The sequence below is a fragment of the Streptomyces sp. NPDC028298 genome (assembly GCF_055565895.1).
Genome location: NZ_JBVHTL010000001.1, coordinates 693,889 through 709,827, shown reverse-complemented (window position 1 = coordinate 709,827; position 15,939 = coordinate 693,889). Strand labels below are relative to the sequence as shown.

The following is a 15,939-nucleotide window of genomic DNA, read 5'->3' as shown; positions in this document are numbered from 1 at the left end:
CAGGTGTCCACTATAGCTGGACGACTGTCCAAGAAGTGACGGCCATCGGGTGGCTCAGGCGTCCGGGGCCGCGTAGACGCGCTCTCCTCCGACGTAGGTGAGCGCGACGCCGGTCTCCTTGATCGCCTCCGGGGGGCCCGCGAAGGGGTCGCGGTCCAGGACGACGAGGTCCGCGAGGGCGCCCGGCCGCAGGGTGCCGGTGTCGTCGAGGTGGTTCGCGTACGCCGTTCCCGCGGTGTACGCCGTCAACGCGGCGGTCAGGTCGAGGCGTTCGGCCGGCAGGAACACCGGCCCCGGCTCGTCCGGGCTGACCCGGTTGACCGCGACATGGATGCCCTGGAGCGGGTCGGGGCTGCTGACCGGCCAGTCGCTGCCGGCCGCCAGCCTGGCGCCGGAGCGCAGCAGCGATCCGAACGGGTACTGCCAGGAGGCCCGTTCGGGCCCGAGGAAGGGAATGGTCAGCTCGTCCATCTGCGGTTCGTGAGCGGCCCACAACGGCTGGATGTTCGCCGTGGCGCCCAGCGCGGCGAAGCGGGGGACGTCGTCGGGGTGCACGACCTGGAGATGCGCCAGGTGCGGCCGGGTGTCGCTCGGCCCGTTCGCCTTCCGCGCCGCCTCCACCGCGTCCAGGGCGTGGCGCACGGCGCCGTCGCCCAGCGCGTGGAAGTGGCACTGGAAGCCGAGCGCGTCCAACTCGGTGACGTATGCGGGCAGATGCTCCGGGTCGATGAAGCTCTTGCCCCGGTTCGCCGTGGCGCAGCCGCACTTGTCGAGGTAGGGGTCGAGGAGCGCGGCGGTGCCGTTCTCCGCGACCCCGTCCAGCATCATCTTCACGCTGGTGGCCCGGAACCTGCCGTGCCGCAACGCCGCCCGCCGCTCGACGAGTTCGGGGATCTGCTCGGCACCGCGCGCCCGGTCCCACCACAGCGCGCCGACCACACGAGCGGTCAGCGAACCGTCGCGGGCCGCCGTCATGTACGCCTCCGACGGATCGTCCATGCCGACGAAGGTGCCGACGATCGCGTCCTGCCAGGCGGTGATGCCCAGCGCGTGCAGATGCCGCTGGGCGTGCAGCAGCGCCGCCAGCCGGTCGGCCGGGGTGGCCGGGGGAGCGAGCCGGCCGACCGCCTGCATGGCCCCTTCCTGGAGCATGCCCGTGGGCTCGCCCGACGCGTCCCGTTCGAAGCGCCCGTCGGCGGGGTCGGGGGTGTCCCGGGTGACGCCGGCGAGTTCGAGGGCGCGGCTGTTGACCCAGGCGCCGTGGTGGTCCCGGTTCGGCAGGTACACCGGCCGGTCCGGTACGACCGCGTCCAGGAGCTCCTTCGTGGGCGTGCCGCCCGCGAACGCCTCCATGGACCAGCCGCCGCCCGTGATCCACTCCCGCTCGGGGTGGGCCTCGGCGTACGCGCGGACGGCGGCCACGGTGGCCTCGGCGGTCCTCGCACCGGTGAGATCGCACCGGGAGAGTTCCAGGCCCGCCGGGAGCGGGTGGACGTGCGCGTCCTGGAACCCGGGCAGCAGCAGCCGCCCGGCCAGGTCCACGACCTCGGTGCCCGGTCCCGCCAGGTCGAGGACCTCGGCGTTCCCGACCGCGGTGATCCGGTCGCCGGTGACGGCCACCGCGGTCGCGGTGCGGCCCTCGGGGGTGAACACCGGGCCGCCGGTGAAGAGAAGGTCAGCGTGCATGGTTCCGTTTCCTTGGTTCGGATCGCCGGAAGCGCTCAGTTGGGGGTGGCCAGGAGCTGGGGCGCGTCGGCGTCGGTGCCCCGTCCGGTGGTGAAGTAGGCGGACTTGCGGCCCCACTTGGCCCACGCGCCGGCCACGAAGCCCGAGACGATCATGAGGGTCGGGGTGAGCAGCAGGAACCAGCCGTTGTCCGCGCTGACCTCGAAATGGTCGGCCGAGTCGTAGAAGGACCAGGCGAGATAGCCGCCGAGGCCGAGCAGCGCCACGGCGCTCAGGGCGGGCAGGACGACCGCGCGTATCCCGTCCCGCAGGTTCTCGCGCAGCAGCCCGCGGAACCGGGCGGCCGCCGCGAGGGCGATGAGCGCGTACGACAGCGCCACGACGATCCCGACGGCGTTGACCGTCGCCATGATCATGTCGGCGAGCCGGGGGATCACCAGGGAGAGCGTGGCGACGACCACGGCCATCGCGCCGATGAGGAGCGTGCCCATCGCCGGAGTGCCGTACCGGGCGCTGACCTTGGACCACACGGGCCCGAGCGTACGGTCCCGGCTCATCGCGAACATCCCGCGCGCCGTCGGGATCACCCCGGCCTGGAGCGAGGCGACCGCCGAGAACATCAGCGCCACCAGGGGCAGCGCAGCGAGCGGCTGATCGGCGAGCCGGTTCCCGAGGAAGGCCAGTCCCTCGGCGCCGTGCCCGGCCAGCTCGTTCTCGGACAGCACCCGCTGGAAGGCCACCGAGCCGAGCAGGAACAGCCCCAGCATGGTCACCAGCGTGATGGTGCCGGCCCGCGAGGCGTCCCGCGGATCACGCACCTCCTCGTTCACGGTGAACGCCGCCTCGAACCCCCAGTAACAGAACACCGACAGCAGCAGGCCCTGCGCCAGCGCCGTCGCCGAGGGGATCTGGAACGGGTCGAACCAGCTCAGGCTGAAGGGGTGCGGACCGGTCACGATGCCGTACCCGCAGAAGCCCAGCAGGACGACGTACTCGAAGACCAGCAGTCCGGCCTGGAGCCGCGCCGCGGTCCTGACACCGGTCACCGCGGTGAACGTGACGGCGACGAGGACGAGGACGCCCACGGCCGTGGTCTGGGCGGTCGAGCCCGGATCGAGCGCGAGCCCCGCCACCTGGTGGAGGCCCGCCTGGCCGGCGAGCTGGATCATCGCCGAACCGGTCACCGCCGTGGTGTACGCGAGGAACGCCACGGTGGCCACGATGCTCACCCAGCCGACCAGGAACCCCAGCCAGGGACTGAGCGAACGGCCCACCCACACATAGCCGTTGCCCGCGTTCGGCTCGACCTTGTTCAGCCGGGAGAAGGCGCCCGCGATCCCGAGGATCGGCAGGAAGGCCAGCAGCATGATCGCGGGCAGATGCAGCCCGACCACCCCCGCCGTCACCCCGAGCCCGATCCCGATGCTGGTGGTCGCCGCCGTGCTGGAGGCGGCGATGGCGACACCGTCCAGCACACCGAGGGTCTTGCGCAAGGACGGGGGATCCACACCGTACGGCTTCTGCGTCATGGCCTGCTCCGATCGCACCCGGGGCCTGATTCCGGCCCGATGAGCGGAAATGAAACTGCCCGGGGCCTTAACAGGTCAACGGCGTTGACATAAGGTGCCCGCACCGGAGGAGGACCGCACCGGAGAGAGCGCACCGCACCGGAGAGGGCACACCGCACCGGAGAGACCGTGCACCGCACCGGAAAGACCGTGCACCGCACCGGAGAGACCGTGATCCGCACCGGAGGGAGCCACCATGACGTCCACGAACGACCGCGTCGTCCCGCCCGCCGCCCGGCGGCGCAGACGCCCCACCAAGACGGGCGTCGTGCTCTCCGAGGAGCTGATCGTCGAGACCGCACTGCGGCTGCTCAAGGAGCACGGCGCCGACGCCCTCACCGTCCGGCGCCTCGGCCTCGCCCTCGGCGCCGACCCCAGCGCCCTGTACCGGTACTTCCGCGACACCGACGATCTGCTGCTCGCCATCGCCGACGAGCTCATCGGCCGTACGCTGCGCGCCTGGCGCCCCACGGGGGACTGGCGAGCCGACCTCAGGGACCTCGGCCTGCGCATGCACACGGGGTCCCTCGCCCATCCGCAGGCCGCCGTGCTGAGCTCCTACCGGGTGACCGGCCGCGTCCACGAGATCCAGGCGGTGGAACGGATCCTCGGGGTGCTCCGCGGCGCCGGATTCCCGGATCCCGAGGCCGTACGGATCTACCACGCCTTCGTCGACCAGGCCCTCGCGTTCGCGGCCCTGGACGCCGCGAGCGTCGCCCTGCCTCCCGCCGCCCGCGACGCCGAGGCCGGCGTGTGGCGGGCTACGTACGCCCGGCTGCCCGCCGACAGTCACCCGAACATCGCGGCGACGGCCCGCCACCTCGTGCTCGACATGCGGCACAGCTCGTATCCGACGGCGCTCGACCTGCTGCTGAGCGCCGCCGCGGCCCGGCTCGCGGAACTCTCCGGCGGCGATCTCGCGCCGGGACCCGCCCCGGACCGGCCCCGCTCGTCACACTGAGGCCCGTTCCACCGTCATCCCTGTAGGGGCCCTGCCCGCCCCGGCGCAGGTGCGCCGTCCGTACGCCGTCGACCAGGAGGCCGTCCGCAGATGAACCCGCCCGTCCGCACCCGCAAGCAGCGCAAGCAGGACACGCTCGACCGGCTGGAGACCGACGTCGACGTCTGGGTGTCCACCGCCGACGGCGCCGGAGGAACGCCCTATCTGGTGCCGCTGTCGTATCCTGGGACGGGACGACCGTCCTGCTGGCCACCCCGGCCGCCAGTCCCACGGGCCGCAACCTGCGGGCGACGGCCACCGTGCGCCTGGGCCTCGGGCCGACACGCGACGTGGTGATGATCGACGGCACGGTCCGCACCATGGAGGCCGGTGAACTGCCGGAGGGCGCCGGTGACGCGTTCGCCGCCAGGACCGGCTTCGACCCGCGCGGACTCGACACCCACTACCTGTACTTCAGCGTCACTCCCGTACGGGTGCAGGCCTGGCGCGAGGCCGACGAACTCTCCGGCCGCGACCTCATGCGCGACGGCGCGTGGCTGCCGGCCGACTGAGTCCGCCGGGCTCGCGGCGCGCGGCGGCCGGTCAGTCGCGGCCCGACTTGGTGGGGGAGGGCCAGACGCCCGTGGACCGTTCGATGGCCTTCGCGCCCGAGCGGTCCACCGCGCTGCGGACGACCGCGAAGATCGCGCCCTGGAGCGCGGCCGCCAGCAGGACCTCGCCCCAGCCGCGGTCCTTGTCCAGGGCGTCGGGAGCGTCCTCCTCGTGGCGTATCGCCATCCAGGCCTTCTGGAAGGCGAGTCCGGCGACAGCGCCGCCGGCCCAGCTCAGGACGAAGCCGATCGGCTTGTACGCCAGGGGCAGTTTGAGCTTCTTCGGCTTCTTGGACACCAGGCACTCCTTCTCCGTTTGCGGGCCCGCGGACCCGTGCGGGCCACTCCCACCGGGTACGAGTGCCCTCCGTGCCGCCCTCGTACCCATCGGTCCGATTGTCCCGGCCTGCCCGGTGTGAGGTGGGGACCCGAGGGAAACCGGCCGTTGTGAGTGGTGAAGAGACGACGCAACCGACGGATCGCGCCCCATCGACGCGGCAGCAGGAGCGGCCGGAGCGGCCGGAGCAGCAGGAACGGCAGGAACGGCCGGAACAGCCGAGTGGGCGGCGGCGGACGGAGGGCGGCGCGGACGGCGTGGGAGGTTCGGACACCACGGACACCACGGACACCACGGACGCCACAAATGCCTCTGATGCCTCTGACGCCTCGGCCGGTTCGGACGGCTCAGGCGACTCGGCCGGCTCAGGCGGTTCGGACGACTCGGGCGGTTCGGACGCCAGGACCAAGGTCACCGTGATCGTGGCGCTGGTCGCCAACCTGGTGATCGCCGTGGCCAAGGCGGTCGGCGGCCTGATCTCGGGATCCCCCGCGCTCCTCTCCGAGGCCGCGCACTCCGTGGCGGACAGCCTGAACGAGGTGTTCCTGCTGGCGGCGCTGCGCCGCAGCCGCCGGCCCGCCGACAGCCGGCATCCGTTCGGCTACGGCAAGGAACGGTTCTTCTGGTCACTGCTCGCGGCCGTCGGCATCTTCGTCATGGGCGGCTGCTTCTCCTTCTTCCAGGGCTTCGAGGCGCTCCGCAACGGCGCCGACGAATCCTTCGGCGGCTACATCACCGGGCTCGCGGTGCTCGGCGTGGCCCTGCTGGCGGAAGGCGCCTCGCTTCTGCGCGCCCTCTTCCAGATCCGCGGCAAGGGCGGCGACGGCATGCGCGACCCGGCCCTGCGGACGGTCGTCGCCGAGGACGGCACCGCGGTCCTGGGTGTGAGCCTCGCGATCATCGGCATGGTGCTGCACATGATCACGGGCCAGGTCGTGTGGGAGGCCTGCGCCTCCTTCGCCATCGGACTGCTGCTCGTGTGCATCGCCTTCTGGCTCGGCAGCGACGCCCGCGAGCAGCTCATCGGCCGGGCGGTCGACGCGGAGCAGAGCGGCAGGATCCGCGAACTGCTGAAGGCGCAGCCCGAGATCGACAGTGTCGAGGCGCTGCTGACCATGGAGCTCGGGCTCGACTCGACCCTGGTGGCCGCGCGGATCGACCTGGTCCCCGGGCTCGACAGCGAGAGGGTCGAGGAGGTCGCCCTCCGTATCAAGCGCTCGGTCGCCCACACCTTCCCCGCGGCCGACCAGATCTTCCTCGACGTGACCGACGCCGCGGCCGCCCGGTCGGCCAGGCGCGGCGAGGGCGGGGCGGACGACGGGGGCCGTGCGACGAGGGCGGCCGCGGGAGACCCCGCGCGCACGGAAGACGCCACCGCGTCGGGCAGCCCCAGGACAGCAGGAAGCCCCGCCGCGACGGGGGAGCGCGGCGGGGCCTGACATCCGGGTGCCCGGCGTGCCGCGGTTCATGCACACCGGCTCCGCGGCCGTCCGTGGCGGGCCGTGGTCAGCCGACCGGCTCCAGCACGAAGACGGGGATCACCCGGTCGGTCTTCTTCTGGTAGTCGGCGTACGGGGGATACGCGGCGACCGCGCGCTCCCACCACTGGTCCTTCTCCGCGCCGGTGATCTCCCGGGCCCTGAACTCCTTGCGCTCGGGCCCGTCCTGGAGCTCGACGTGGGGGTCGGAGACGACGTTGTGGTACCAGACGGGGTGCTTGGGAGCGCCGCCGAGCGAGGCGACCACGGCGTACCGGCCGTCGTGCTCGACGCGCATCAGCGGGGTCTTGCGGATCTTGCCGCTCTTCGCGCCGCGTGTGGTGAGGATGATGACGGGCAGTCCGGTGTCCATCAGGGTCGTTCCCTTGGTGCCACCGGAACTCTCGTACAACTCCACCTGGTCCCGGACCCACTGCGTGGGGCTGGGCTCGTACTCGCCCTCAAGTGGCATGACTTCCGTCCCATCGTCGCGTCGGACTGGTCGTGTCTCGGCACGATTCAACACCAGCGCGGACGCGAATCTTCCGCACCGCGGCCCGCGTCGCTCCCCGCGCCGGTCCGATCCACCCGTGGGGTGTACGGGGTGTACGAGGGCTCGCGAGGGGGCCCGCGCCGGGCCCGGCGACGGTTCGCGAGGGGGCCCGCGCCGGGCGCGGCGACCCGGGACTTCACGACGAGGCCACCAGGACGCGTACCGCAAGCAGCATGATCACGCCGCTCGACGCGATCCCTGTCACGAGACGTCCCCGGTGACTCGTCAGGGTCCGGCCCAGCAGGGCGCCGCCCCCGGCGATCAGGAGCTGCCAGCTCGCGGACGCGGCGAACGCGGCGAGCACGAACACCCCCTGCTCCAGCGGGCGTACCGCCTCGGCCGTCCGGCTGCCCAGCACCAGCGCCGCGAAGTAGACGACAGTGGTGGGGTTGAGCAGGGTGATGCCCAGCAGGGCCGCGTAGGCGCGGACGGGCCGCGGGGGATCCTGCCCGGTCCGCTCGGGGAGCAGGCGTCCGCGGTAGCGGCGGACCGCGCCGATCGCGCCGTGGACCGCCAGCACGGCGAGGACCAGCGCGGAGGCCCGGCTGAGCGGGAGCATCACCGGCTGGAGCGCCGCGGCGAGCGCCGTGCCCCCGAGGGCGGCGACCAGGGCGTACAGCCCGTCGGCCGTCGCGACGCCGAGTGCCGCCGAGGCGCCGATCCGCAGGGATGTACGAGCGGTGAGGGAGACGAGGTAGGTCGCGACCGCTCCGACGGGCATGGCGATGCCGTAGCCCGCGAGAAGCCCCGCGACGAGCGCGGCGGTCACGACCGGGGAAGCTCGGGCCTCCGGGGTCGGCCGGGCTGCTGCTGGACCCGCACCGGACGGACGGTGGCGGAGGTCGGCGGCAGGAAGGCTTCGTTCGTGGACATGGGCAGATGTTCGGTCCGCCCGACGACACCGCGCAACCCATTTTCGGAAGGGGGGTACGGCGGACTTCGAGCCAATGCCGGGCAGGCGGGCGAACCGGCGGGGCGGGAACGGCGGGGGAACCGGAACCGCGCCCACCGTGCTTCGGCCAGATGGTGCGGGCGGCTCATCTGGCCGAACTTCGCGTGGCCGCATAGGTGCCTGGGGCATCTAATGAAGATCGGCAAGAGGGAACCGTCGCTTGCGAGGTCACTCATGACAGAAACCCCCCTGACCCGATCCCCGTCCTTCCCGGCCCCGGTGTCCGAGGACCCGGCATCCCGGAGTCCGGCATCCGAGAACCCGGTGGCCCGGCCGCCGGCCGACCCCGTGCGCGCGGCGACCGAGCCGCCTCACGCGCCAATTACCGCGTCGCCCGTCTTGGCCCCCGAGCCTCCCGCGCCGGCCCCTGGCTCTCCGGTGGCGGCGACCGAGCCGTCGCCCCTGGTCCGCTTTCCGCAGGACCGTACGTGCCCCTACCATCCGCCCGCCGCCTACGCGCCCTTGCGTGAGGGGCGTCCGCTCTCGCGGATCTCCCTGTTCGACGGGCGGGCCGTCTGGGTGGTCACCGGGCACGGCGTCGCCCGTGAACTCCTCGCCGACCCGCGGCTGTCCACGGACCGCGCGCGGCCCGAATTCCCCGCGGTCACCGAGCGGTTCGCGGCGGCGCGCAACCGCCGGATCGCGCTGCTCGGTGTCGACGACCCCGAGCACCACGTCCAACGCCGCATGCTGGTACCGAGCTTCACCCTCAAGAGGACCGCCGCGCTGCGCCCGCGGATCCAGGAGACCGTCGACCGGCTCCTCGACCGCATGGAGCGACTGGGGCCGCCCGCCGAGCTGGTGAACGACTTCGCGCTGCCCGTGCCGTCGATGGTGATCTGCGCCCTCCTCGGTGTGCCCTACGGTGACCACGACTTCTTCGAGGAGCAGTCCCGCCGGCTGCTGCGCGGCCCGGCCGCCGCCGACATCGAGGCCGCCCGCGACCAACTGGACGCCTATTTCCAGTCGTTGATCGACCGCAAGGAGAAGGCCCCCGGGGACGGACTCCTCGACGAGCTCATCCGCGATCAGCTCCGCGAGGGAAAGCTGGACCGCGAGGAGCTGATCTCTCTCGCGACCATCCTGCTCGTCGCCGGGCACGAGACGACGGCGAACATGATCTCGCTGGGTACCTTCACCCTGCTGAGCCATCCGGAACGGCTCGGCGAACTGCGGGCCGAACCAACCCTGATGCCCGCCGCCGTGGAGGAGTTGCTGCGATTCCTGTCCATCGCGGACGGGCTGCTGCGGGTCGCGGCACAGGACATCGAGATCGCCGGGGCCACGATCCGCGCGGGCGAGGGCGTGGTCTTCTCCACCTCCGTCGTCAACCGCGACGAACTGGCCTTCCCCCAGCCCGACACCCTCGACTGGCACCGCTCCGCCCGGCATCACGTCGCGTTCGGATTCGGCATCCACCAGTGCCTCGGCCAGAACCTCGCGCGCGCCGAGATGGAGATCGCGCTGCGCTCCCTCTTCGACCGCTTACCCGGCCTGCGCCTCGCCGTTCCCGCCGACGCCGTCGCGTTCAAGCCCGGAGACACGATCCAGGGGATGCTGGAACTCCCCGTGACCTGGTGAGGGGCGGCATGGGCACGGGCGTCGGCATCGCGATCGACAAGGACGTCTGCATCGGCGCGGGTCAGTGCGCCCTCGCCGCCCCGGGCGTCTTCACCCAGGACGACGACGGATTCAGCGCGCTGCTCCCGGACCGGCCGGAAGGCGGCGGCGACCCGATGCTGCGGGAGGCGGTACGCGCCTGCCCGGTCGGCGCCATCACGGTGACGGAAGAGACCGCCTGACCCCGTGGGCGGCCCCTATTTCCCCGCGTCCAGCAGGAGTTGGGCGGCGGCGCGGGCCTGAGCGGCGGGTTCGGCGCTCCCGTCGACACCCGCCGTGACCATGGCGCCCTCGGCGAGGAGGAAGAGCTGGTCACCGAGCGCGGCGGGCCGCCCCGCCGCGCTCACCAGCCCGGCCAGATAGGCCCGGAACGCCGCCTTGTGCGTACGGGTCTGCGCGGCCACCCGTTCCGACGCGGCGCCGAGTTCGCCGTACGCGTTGATCCACGCGCAGCCGCGGAAGTCCGGCTCGGCGAACCACAGGCCCAGCCAGTCGAAGACGGCCAGGATGCGCCGATCGGGTTCCCGCCGGCTGTCGACGTGTTCCGCCAGCCGCGCCCGCCAGCGGACGTCGCGCCGCTCCAGGTACGCCTCCACCAGGTGTTCCTTCGCAGGGAAGAGCTGGTAGAGGCGCTTGAGCGAGACCCCCGAGGCGCCGCGGACGTCGTCCATGCCCACGGCCTGGATACCCCTGCCGTAGAACAGCCGCTCGGCGGCGTCGAGGGCTTGTTCGCGGGCGAGCGCGAGGGCCTGTTCCCGGGTGTCCGAAGGGGTGGCCCGATCCCGGGCGGTCGTGCTGTCCATGGGGCGGGCTCCTTGACCTGAGAACGAGCGTTCTCTACCTTAGCGGCCAGAGGTGGAGAACGTACGTTCTCCATCGCCTTCGCCCGCACCCAGGAGTCCTCATGGCCGACCGTCCGCCCCTGCCGCCCTTCACCCGTGAGACCGCCCTCCGGAAGGTCCAGGCCGCCGAGGACGCCTGGAACACCCGTGATCCGCACAAGGTCGCGCTCGCCTATTCCGAGGACTCGGTCTGGCGCAACCGGGACACCTTCGTCACGGGCCGCGCAGCGATCGTGGAGTTCCTCACCGCCAAGTGGTCGCGAGAGCACGAGTACGCCCTGCGCAAGGACTTGTGGGCCTTCGAGGGCGACCGCATCGCGGTCCGGTTCCAGTACGAGTCCCGGGGCGCCGACGGCCGGTGGTGGCGCTCGTACGGCAATGAACTGTGGGAGTTCGACGAGCACGGTCTGATGACGAGGCGCGAGGCCTCCATCGACGACGTGCCGATCGAGGAGGCGGAGCGGCGGATCTTCGGCCCCCGCCCCGAGTCCGAACGCGGACAGGGCTTCCCGCTTCACTAGCTAGGGTGCGCAGGTGAGCGAACCCACCGAACCCAGTGAACCCACTGAACCCGGAGAACGCACAGCCTCCGGCGAACGCACCGCCCCCGCAGGCCCCGGCGAGAAGCCGTTCCTCTACGTCGTCGTGTGCGCGGCGGGCGTCGCCGAGGGCGTCGGCACGTTGATCGACGCGGCGCGGGAGCGGGGCTGGGAGGTCGGTGTCATCGCCACGCCCCAGGGCCTCGGCTTCATCGACGCGGCCGCGGTCGAGGCGCGGACCGGCCGACCGATCCGCTCCGCCTGGCGCGCCCCGGGCGACCCGCGCCCCTTCCCCGCACCGGACGCGGTGGCCGTCGCGCCGGCCACCTTCAACACCGTCAACAAGTGGGCGGCCGGTATATCCGACACCCTCGCCCTCGGAACACTGTGCGAGGCGTACGGACTCGGCGTCCCGATCGCCGTACTGCCCTGCGTGAACGAGGCGTTGGCGGCCCACCCCGCCTACCGGGCCGCCGTCGAACGCCTCCGCGCCATGGGCGTCCGCTTCGGCGACCCGTACGCAGGCGAGGACCAACAGGGCGGCGGGCCGGGGGATTTCCACTGGGAACGGGTGCTGGACCTGCTGACACCCGAGACGTGAGCTCACCCGGAGCGGGCGGTGCCCGCGCCGGAAGGGGAACGGTTCGGTGTCCGGCCGCGTCGTCCCTCTGGACGGTGGCAGAATCCCGGAGAGGGGAGACCGCGTGCGGACGGCCGGCTTCGCCAAGTGGACCAAGCGGTTCGAGGACGAACGTGAGCTCAGGCGTGCCCAGGGCGATCCGGACTGGGAGCGAGGCGCGACACTTCCCCGGGCGGTGTGGGCCGGCATCCAGCGCTTCCAGGTCGGCGAGGACGGTGACGGCGCCAACCTCGTCGGCAAGGCGGACCAGGCCGGCGACGCCGACTACGCGCAGGCGGTTCGGCTGTTCGTCGCCGAGGAGCAGAACCACGCCCGACTGCTGGCCCGGCTGCTGGCCGCGGGGGACATGCCGACGCTGACCGGCCACTGGAGCGACGCGGCCTTCGTACGACTGCGGCGCCTCATGGGCCTGCGCATGGAACTGCTGGTGCTGATGATCGCGGAAGTGGTCGCCCTGCGCTACTACCGGGCCCTGCGCGACGGCACCGACGACGCACTCACCACGGACGTGGCGGCGCGCATCCTGTCCGACGAACAGCGCCACGTCCCGTTCCACTGCGAGCGACTGCACACCTCCCTGGCCGAGCTGCCCCGCCCGGTGCGCCGCCCGGTGATGACCCTGTGGCGCCTCCTCCTGCTGGCGGTCTCGCTCGTGGTCTGTGTCGACCACGGCCCGGCCCTGCACCGGCTCGGAATCGGACGCCTGCGTTTCGTGGCCGACGTCATGACCTCGTCCCATGAGGTACTCACCGCGGTGCTGACGCCCCGCCCCGACGCCTGGACGAGCGAAGCCTGACGGCGAGAAGGCCGGTGGCAGGGACCACCGGGAACAACCGGGACCGACCACTCACGGGCCGCCCTGCCGCTCAAGCCCGTCGGAAGACGGTCATCGAGTGGCCGACCTCCTCGATCCGTCTGCTCGTCGACAGCAGTGTCTTCAGGTGGGCGTCGGCCTTGTCGATCGCGGTGTCGGAGACGACCAGAAGGCCGTGGACGCGGGCTGCGGGGACCGTGCGGGGGTCGGTCGCGTGGATGCCGTAGGCGGACGGTACGCCGGCGCCCTTGTAGACGAGCCACACCTTCTCGTGGGGGTAGTGCCCCTTGAGGCGGTCGGCGAGGCGGCCGAGGTCCTGGCCCCAGTCGACGTTCGAGTCGTGCAGGCGCAGATAGGTCTTCTCCGGGCCGCCGAACGCCTCGTTCGAGTACGGCAGGTAGTACGGGTACGTCAGCAGGGAGCTGACGGCCACGAACAGGACCAGCGCCGCCGTCCCGGTCCCCGCCCAGCCCGGCCACCGTCGGGCCACGGTTCCCGTCGGCGTCGGCGTCGGCGTCGGCGTCGGCGTCGGTGTCGGTGTCGGTGTCGGACTCGGCCGGTCCGCCGCTCCCTCCGGGCGGGGTCCGCCCGCGACGGCGACACAGCCCGCCGCGACCGCGAGGAACACCGGCACGAACAGGGCGTAGCGCACGCCGAGATCGCGTGAGCCGGTCATCGCCGAGGCCAGCAACAGCGCCGGGGGGACCAGGAGGTACGGGGCCGCGGGGCGCAGCCGGCGTACGGCCAGAAGGGTGAGTGAACCGGCCGTCCAGAGAGCCATCATGCCGAGCGGGGTCTTCACCAGCAGCGCCGCCGGGAGGTAGTACCAGAGAGAACCCCGGTAGAGCCGGCCGAAGAGGAAGCCCTGCCAGGTCGCGTTCTCGAAGCCGAACTGGACCCGCATCCCGTCCCGGTAGGGCCGCGGCAGGGGGAGATGGCCGACGAGCAGCGCCCGCAGTCCGTGCACGGCCGGGAGGTCCGAGGGCGCCGTCCAGCGCAGCCGGGGATCGACGGCCAGATAGGTCGCCCACACCACGGCGACCACCAGCACGGCCGTCCCGGCGGCGGCCGCGGCGCCGAGTCCGAGCAGCCGGGCCCTCCGCGCCCGGGTGTCGACCTCCGGTTCCGTGCCGTGGCCGGAACGGCCCGCGTGCCACACGGAGGCGACCGCGAGAAGCAGCACCACCGGCACGGCCGGCAGCATGCTCATCTTGGTCGCCACCGCCGCTCCGAGCGCGACGGCGGAGAGCGGCAGGTACAGGAACGGCCGGCGCCTGGCCCGCCACACCAGCCACACCGACGTCAGCAGGAAGGCCGACGCCGGCACGTCGAGCGTGGCCAGCGAGCCGTGCGCGATCACGTCGGGCGAGAACGCGTAGAGCGCGAGGGCCACCAGCGCGCCCGTACGGCCCGCGAGTTCACGGGCGAACGCGAGGACGACCAGCCCGCACAGCAGCGTCAGGACGATCACCGGCAACCGCGCCCACAGCATCACCCGCCAGGGATCGTTGCCGGACTCGTACAGCACGTGCCGCCCGAGCTCGGTCTGGTCGCCCTCGAAGGCGGGGTCGAGGTGCGGGTGCGCGAACAGCAGGCCGGTCCCGATGATCAGCTTGCCCAGCGGCGGATGCTCGGGGTTGTAGCGCAGGTCGTGCTGCTGGACGTAGACCGTCGCGGTGCCCACGTACACGGGCTCGTCGATCGTCGGGGTCTGCTCCACGGCCGTACTGACCATGGCGACGGCCATCTGCGCCAGCAGCAGGACCACCGCCACCACGAACACGGCGCGCCTGTGGTGGCGCAGTCGCCCGAGGAGCGTGCGCGGCGGCACGGACGCGCCCTTCACCGGCACGCGTTCGTCGTGCCTGCTGGCCAGGAATGTCGGCATGCCCTTTGTTACGTCCGCTCCGTACGAGCCTGCTCATCGGGCGGCCCACGGATTCGGGGACGCGCCGAGGCGCCGGCCGGATCCTCCGGTCGGCGCCCGGGCAGGGGGAGTCACGAGTATGCCCGGCGTTCCGCACAACTCAAGGAGTCGCGGGCGGCGATGTGCGCGGGGCCGGGATGCTCGGCCTCCTCCGTCGGTGTCCCTCCTCAGTAGGGGGAGGCCGGGTCGCGCGGCGTGACCGACACCGCCCGGCGCAGGGCGGACCGCCAGGCGAAGGCGATCGCGAGTTCGACCAGGCCGATCAGCACCATCCACAGACCGAGCAGCCGGGTCAGGGCCCGCGCCGACTCGGTGGGCAGGGCCAGGACGACGATGCCCGCGATGATGCCGATCGCCGCCCCGCACAGGACGAAGCCGCGGTGCGGCAGGTCCCTGGAGGAGAGGGCGGTGTACGCGGTCAGCACGCCGGACACGAGCCAGACGACGCCAAGGATCAGGGAGAGCGCGGCGATGGTCTGCATCGGGTTGCGCAGACACAGGACGCCGGCCAGTACGTACAGCACCGCGATCAGCAGTGTGGCGAACCGGTTGCCCTGCTCCCGGTGGCCGAACACGGACACGAACCGGAATCCGCCGATGACCAGCAGGTAGAGGCCGAGGAGGACGGCGAGGACGTGCAGGGTCTCCTCCGGCCAGACCAGGACCAGGATGCCGGGGATCAGCGTCGCGACGGCCGAGCCGAGGAGCCAGGTCCAGGAGGCGCCGACGCGGTCCAGGATCACCACGGGGTCGCCCGGGGGCGCGGATCCCGGGCGGCCGGGCCCGGGGTCCGGCCCGGTGTGCGGTGCCGAACCATGCGGTTCCGTCATGGTTCCTCCTCACGCGGTCGAGCGGATCACGCGGTCGGGCGGATCACGCGGTCGGGCGGACCGGTCGTGGGCCGCCGACGGGACGGTGGGTGGATTCCCGCCGTCCGATTCCCGTCGTCCACGCTCCCGTGTGCGGGGCCCCGGCGGCTCACCCCCGGCGGGTGATCCTCGCGGTCGTCCCGGCGGTCGGCGCAGCGGCCGTTCGGTCCGATCGGACAGCGGCCGTCAGGTCCGATCGGACACCGGTCGTCAGGTCCGACCGGTGCAACGGTCGGCGGGCCCGATCGGCGCAACGGTCACCCGGGCAGTTGGCGCATCTCCACGACCCGCAGTCCGAGCGACCGGCAGCGGGCGAGCAGTCCGTACAGGTGCGCCTCGTCGACGACGGGGCCGAACAGGATGGTCTGACCCGAGATCAGCACGTGGTCCATCTCCGGGAACGCCTCGGAAAGCGTCTCCGACAGATGTCCCTCGACGCGGATCTCGTACTGCATGCGGGGCTCCCCCCGGCGGGTGGCCTGGGGCGGGCGGTCGGCACCCTCTCCCACGATCATCCGGCACCCCGCGCCGCCCGCCCTCACCCGCAAGAGGTGAACCTGGGC

General features: G+C 72.5%; 16 protein-coding genes and 1 pseudogene. 8 read left to right on the top strand and 9 right to left on the bottom strand.

Annotation, left to right across the window (positions count from 1 at the left end; genetic code table 11):
* Positions 1-54: 54 nt before the first annotated feature.
* Positions 55-1,686 (bottom strand): amidohydrolase, encoded by a 1,632-nt coding sequence (locus ACZ4TO_RS03225; protein ID WP_468023259.1) that lies wholly within the window; start codon positions 1,684-1,686, stop codon positions 55-57.
* A 35-nt stretch (positions 1,687-1,721) separates the two neighbouring features.
* Complete coding sequence (locus ACZ4TO_RS03220) at positions 1,722-3,215, bottom strand: APC family permease (RefSeq protein WP_385038564.1); 1,494 nt, start codon at positions 3,213-3,215, stop codon at positions 1,722-1,724.
* A 235-nt stretch (positions 3,216-3,450) separates the two neighbouring features.
* On the opposite strand from ACZ4TO_RS03220, the gene ACZ4TO_RS03215 reads away from it, so the two are divergent.
* Together ACZ4TO_RS03215 and ACZ4TO_RS03210 are read left to right on the top strand one after the other, a co-directional pair.
* Positions 3,451-4,215, top strand: coding sequence for a TetR/AcrR family transcriptional regulator (locus tag ACZ4TO_RS03215; RefSeq protein ID WP_468023258.1), 765 nt, complete (start codon positions 3,451-3,453; stop codon positions 4,213-4,215).
* A gap of 90 nt (positions 4,216-4,305) precedes the next feature.
* Positions 4,306-4,766, top strand: a pseudogene (locus ACZ4TO_RS03210) (pyridoxamine 5'-phosphate oxidase family protein).
* 31 nt (positions 4,767-4,797) lie between these two features.
* Here ACZ4TO_RS03210 and ACZ4TO_RS03205 read toward each other — a convergent pair.
* The gene (locus tag ACZ4TO_RS03205; RefSeq protein ID WP_329303130.1) at positions 4,798-5,103 is read right to left on the bottom strand and encodes a DUF4235 domain-containing protein; all 306 of its coding nucleotides are present in this window, start codon (positions 5,101-5,103) and stop codon (positions 4,798-4,800) included.
* A gap of 296 nt (positions 5,104-5,399) precedes the next feature.
* Here ACZ4TO_RS03205 and ACZ4TO_RS03200 point away from each other — a divergent pair, with 296 nt between their 5' ends.
* Positions 5,400-6,581: a cation diffusion facilitator family transporter gene (locus tag ACZ4TO_RS03200; RefSeq protein ID WP_468023257.1), complete on the top strand. Its 1,182-nt coding sequence runs from the start codon at positions 5,400-5,402 to the stop codon at positions 6,579-6,581.
* A gap of 67 nt (positions 6,582-6,648) precedes the next feature.
* On the opposite strand, the gene ACZ4TO_RS03195 is transcribed toward ACZ4TO_RS03200, so the two are convergent.
* Both ACZ4TO_RS03195 and ACZ4TO_RS03190 read right to left on the bottom strand, forming a co-directional pair.
* Positions 6,649-7,092, bottom strand: coding sequence for a nitroreductase family deazaflavin-dependent oxidoreductase (locus tag ACZ4TO_RS03195; protein ID WP_382779660.1), 444 nt, complete (start codon positions 7,090-7,092; stop codon positions 6,649-6,651).
* 217 nt (positions 7,093-7,309) lie between these two features.
* Positions 7,310-7,942, bottom strand: a complete 633-nt coding sequence (locus ACZ4TO_RS03190; RefSeq protein ID WP_382779663.1) for a LysE family transporter — start codon at positions 7,940-7,942, stop codon at positions 7,310-7,312.
* 561 nt (positions 7,943-8,503) lie between these two features.
* On the opposite strand from ACZ4TO_RS03190, the gene ACZ4TO_RS03185 reads away from it, so the two are divergent.
* Both ACZ4TO_RS03185 and ACZ4TO_RS03180 read left to right on the top strand, forming a co-directional pair.
* The gene (locus ACZ4TO_RS03185; protein WP_468023256.1) at positions 8,504-9,706 is read left to right on the top strand and encodes a cytochrome P450; all 1,203 of its coding nucleotides are present in this window, start codon (positions 8,504-8,506) and stop codon (positions 9,704-9,706) included.
* 8 nt (positions 9,707-9,714) lie between these two features.
* On the top strand, positions 9,715-9,927 hold the full coding sequence (locus tag ACZ4TO_RS03180) for a ferredoxin (protein WP_382779669.1): 213 nt from the start codon (positions 9,715-9,717) through the stop codon (positions 9,925-9,927).
* 15 nt (positions 9,928-9,942) lie between these two features.
* Here ACZ4TO_RS03180 and ACZ4TO_RS03175 read toward each other — a convergent pair whose 3' ends face one another.
* Positions 9,943-10,548: a TetR/AcrR family transcriptional regulator gene (locus ACZ4TO_RS03175; protein WP_468023255.1), complete on the bottom strand. Its 606-nt coding sequence runs from the start codon at positions 10,546-10,548 to the stop codon at positions 9,943-9,945.
* A 101-nt stretch (positions 10,549-10,649) separates the two neighbouring features.
* Here ACZ4TO_RS03175 and ACZ4TO_RS03170 point away from each other — a divergent pair, with 101 nt between their 5' ends.
* The 3 genes from ACZ4TO_RS03170 (at position 10,650) to ACZ4TO_RS03160 (ending at position 12,562) form a co-directional block, all read left to right on the top strand.
* On the top strand, positions 10,650-11,108 hold the full coding sequence (locus ACZ4TO_RS03170; RefSeq protein WP_382779673.1) for a nuclear transport factor 2 family protein: 459 nt from the start codon (positions 10,650-10,652) through the stop codon (positions 11,106-11,108).
* 124 nt (positions 11,109-11,232) lie between these two features.
* Positions 11,233-11,727, top strand: coding sequence for a flavoprotein (locus tag ACZ4TO_RS03165; RefSeq protein WP_468023775.1), 495 nt, complete (start codon positions 11,233-11,235; stop codon positions 11,725-11,727).
* Positions 11,728-11,830: 103 nt separating this feature from the next.
* Entirely contained in the window at positions 11,831-12,562 is a 732-nt protein-coding gene (locus tag ACZ4TO_RS03160; RefSeq protein WP_468023254.1) for a ferritin-like domain-containing protein, read from the top strand.
* Positions 12,563-12,632: 70 nt separating this feature from the next.
* Here ACZ4TO_RS03160 and ACZ4TO_RS03155 read toward each other — a convergent pair whose 3' ends face one another.
* The 3 genes from ACZ4TO_RS03155 to ACZ4TO_RS03145 all read right to left on the bottom strand — a co-directional run bounded on the left by ACZ4TO_RS03155 (position 12,633) and on the right by ACZ4TO_RS03145 (position 15,831).
* The gene (locus ACZ4TO_RS03155) at positions 12,633-14,468 is read right to left on the bottom strand and encodes an ArnT family glycosyltransferase (protein WP_468023253.1); all 1,836 of its coding nucleotides are present in this window, start codon (positions 14,466-14,468) and stop codon (positions 12,633-12,635) included.
* Positions 14,469-14,674: 206 nt separating this feature from the next.
* On the bottom strand, positions 14,675-15,337 hold the full coding sequence (locus ACZ4TO_RS03150; RefSeq protein WP_385038541.1) for an HdeD family acid-resistance protein: 663 nt from the start codon (positions 15,335-15,337) through the stop codon (positions 14,675-14,677).
* Between the two features lie 296 nt (positions 15,338-15,633).
* Positions 15,634-15,831 (bottom strand): hypothetical protein, encoded by a 198-nt coding sequence (locus ACZ4TO_RS03145; protein WP_151467062.1) that lies wholly within the window; start codon positions 15,829-15,831, stop codon positions 15,634-15,636.
* Positions 15,832-15,939: the final 108 nt, after the last annotated feature.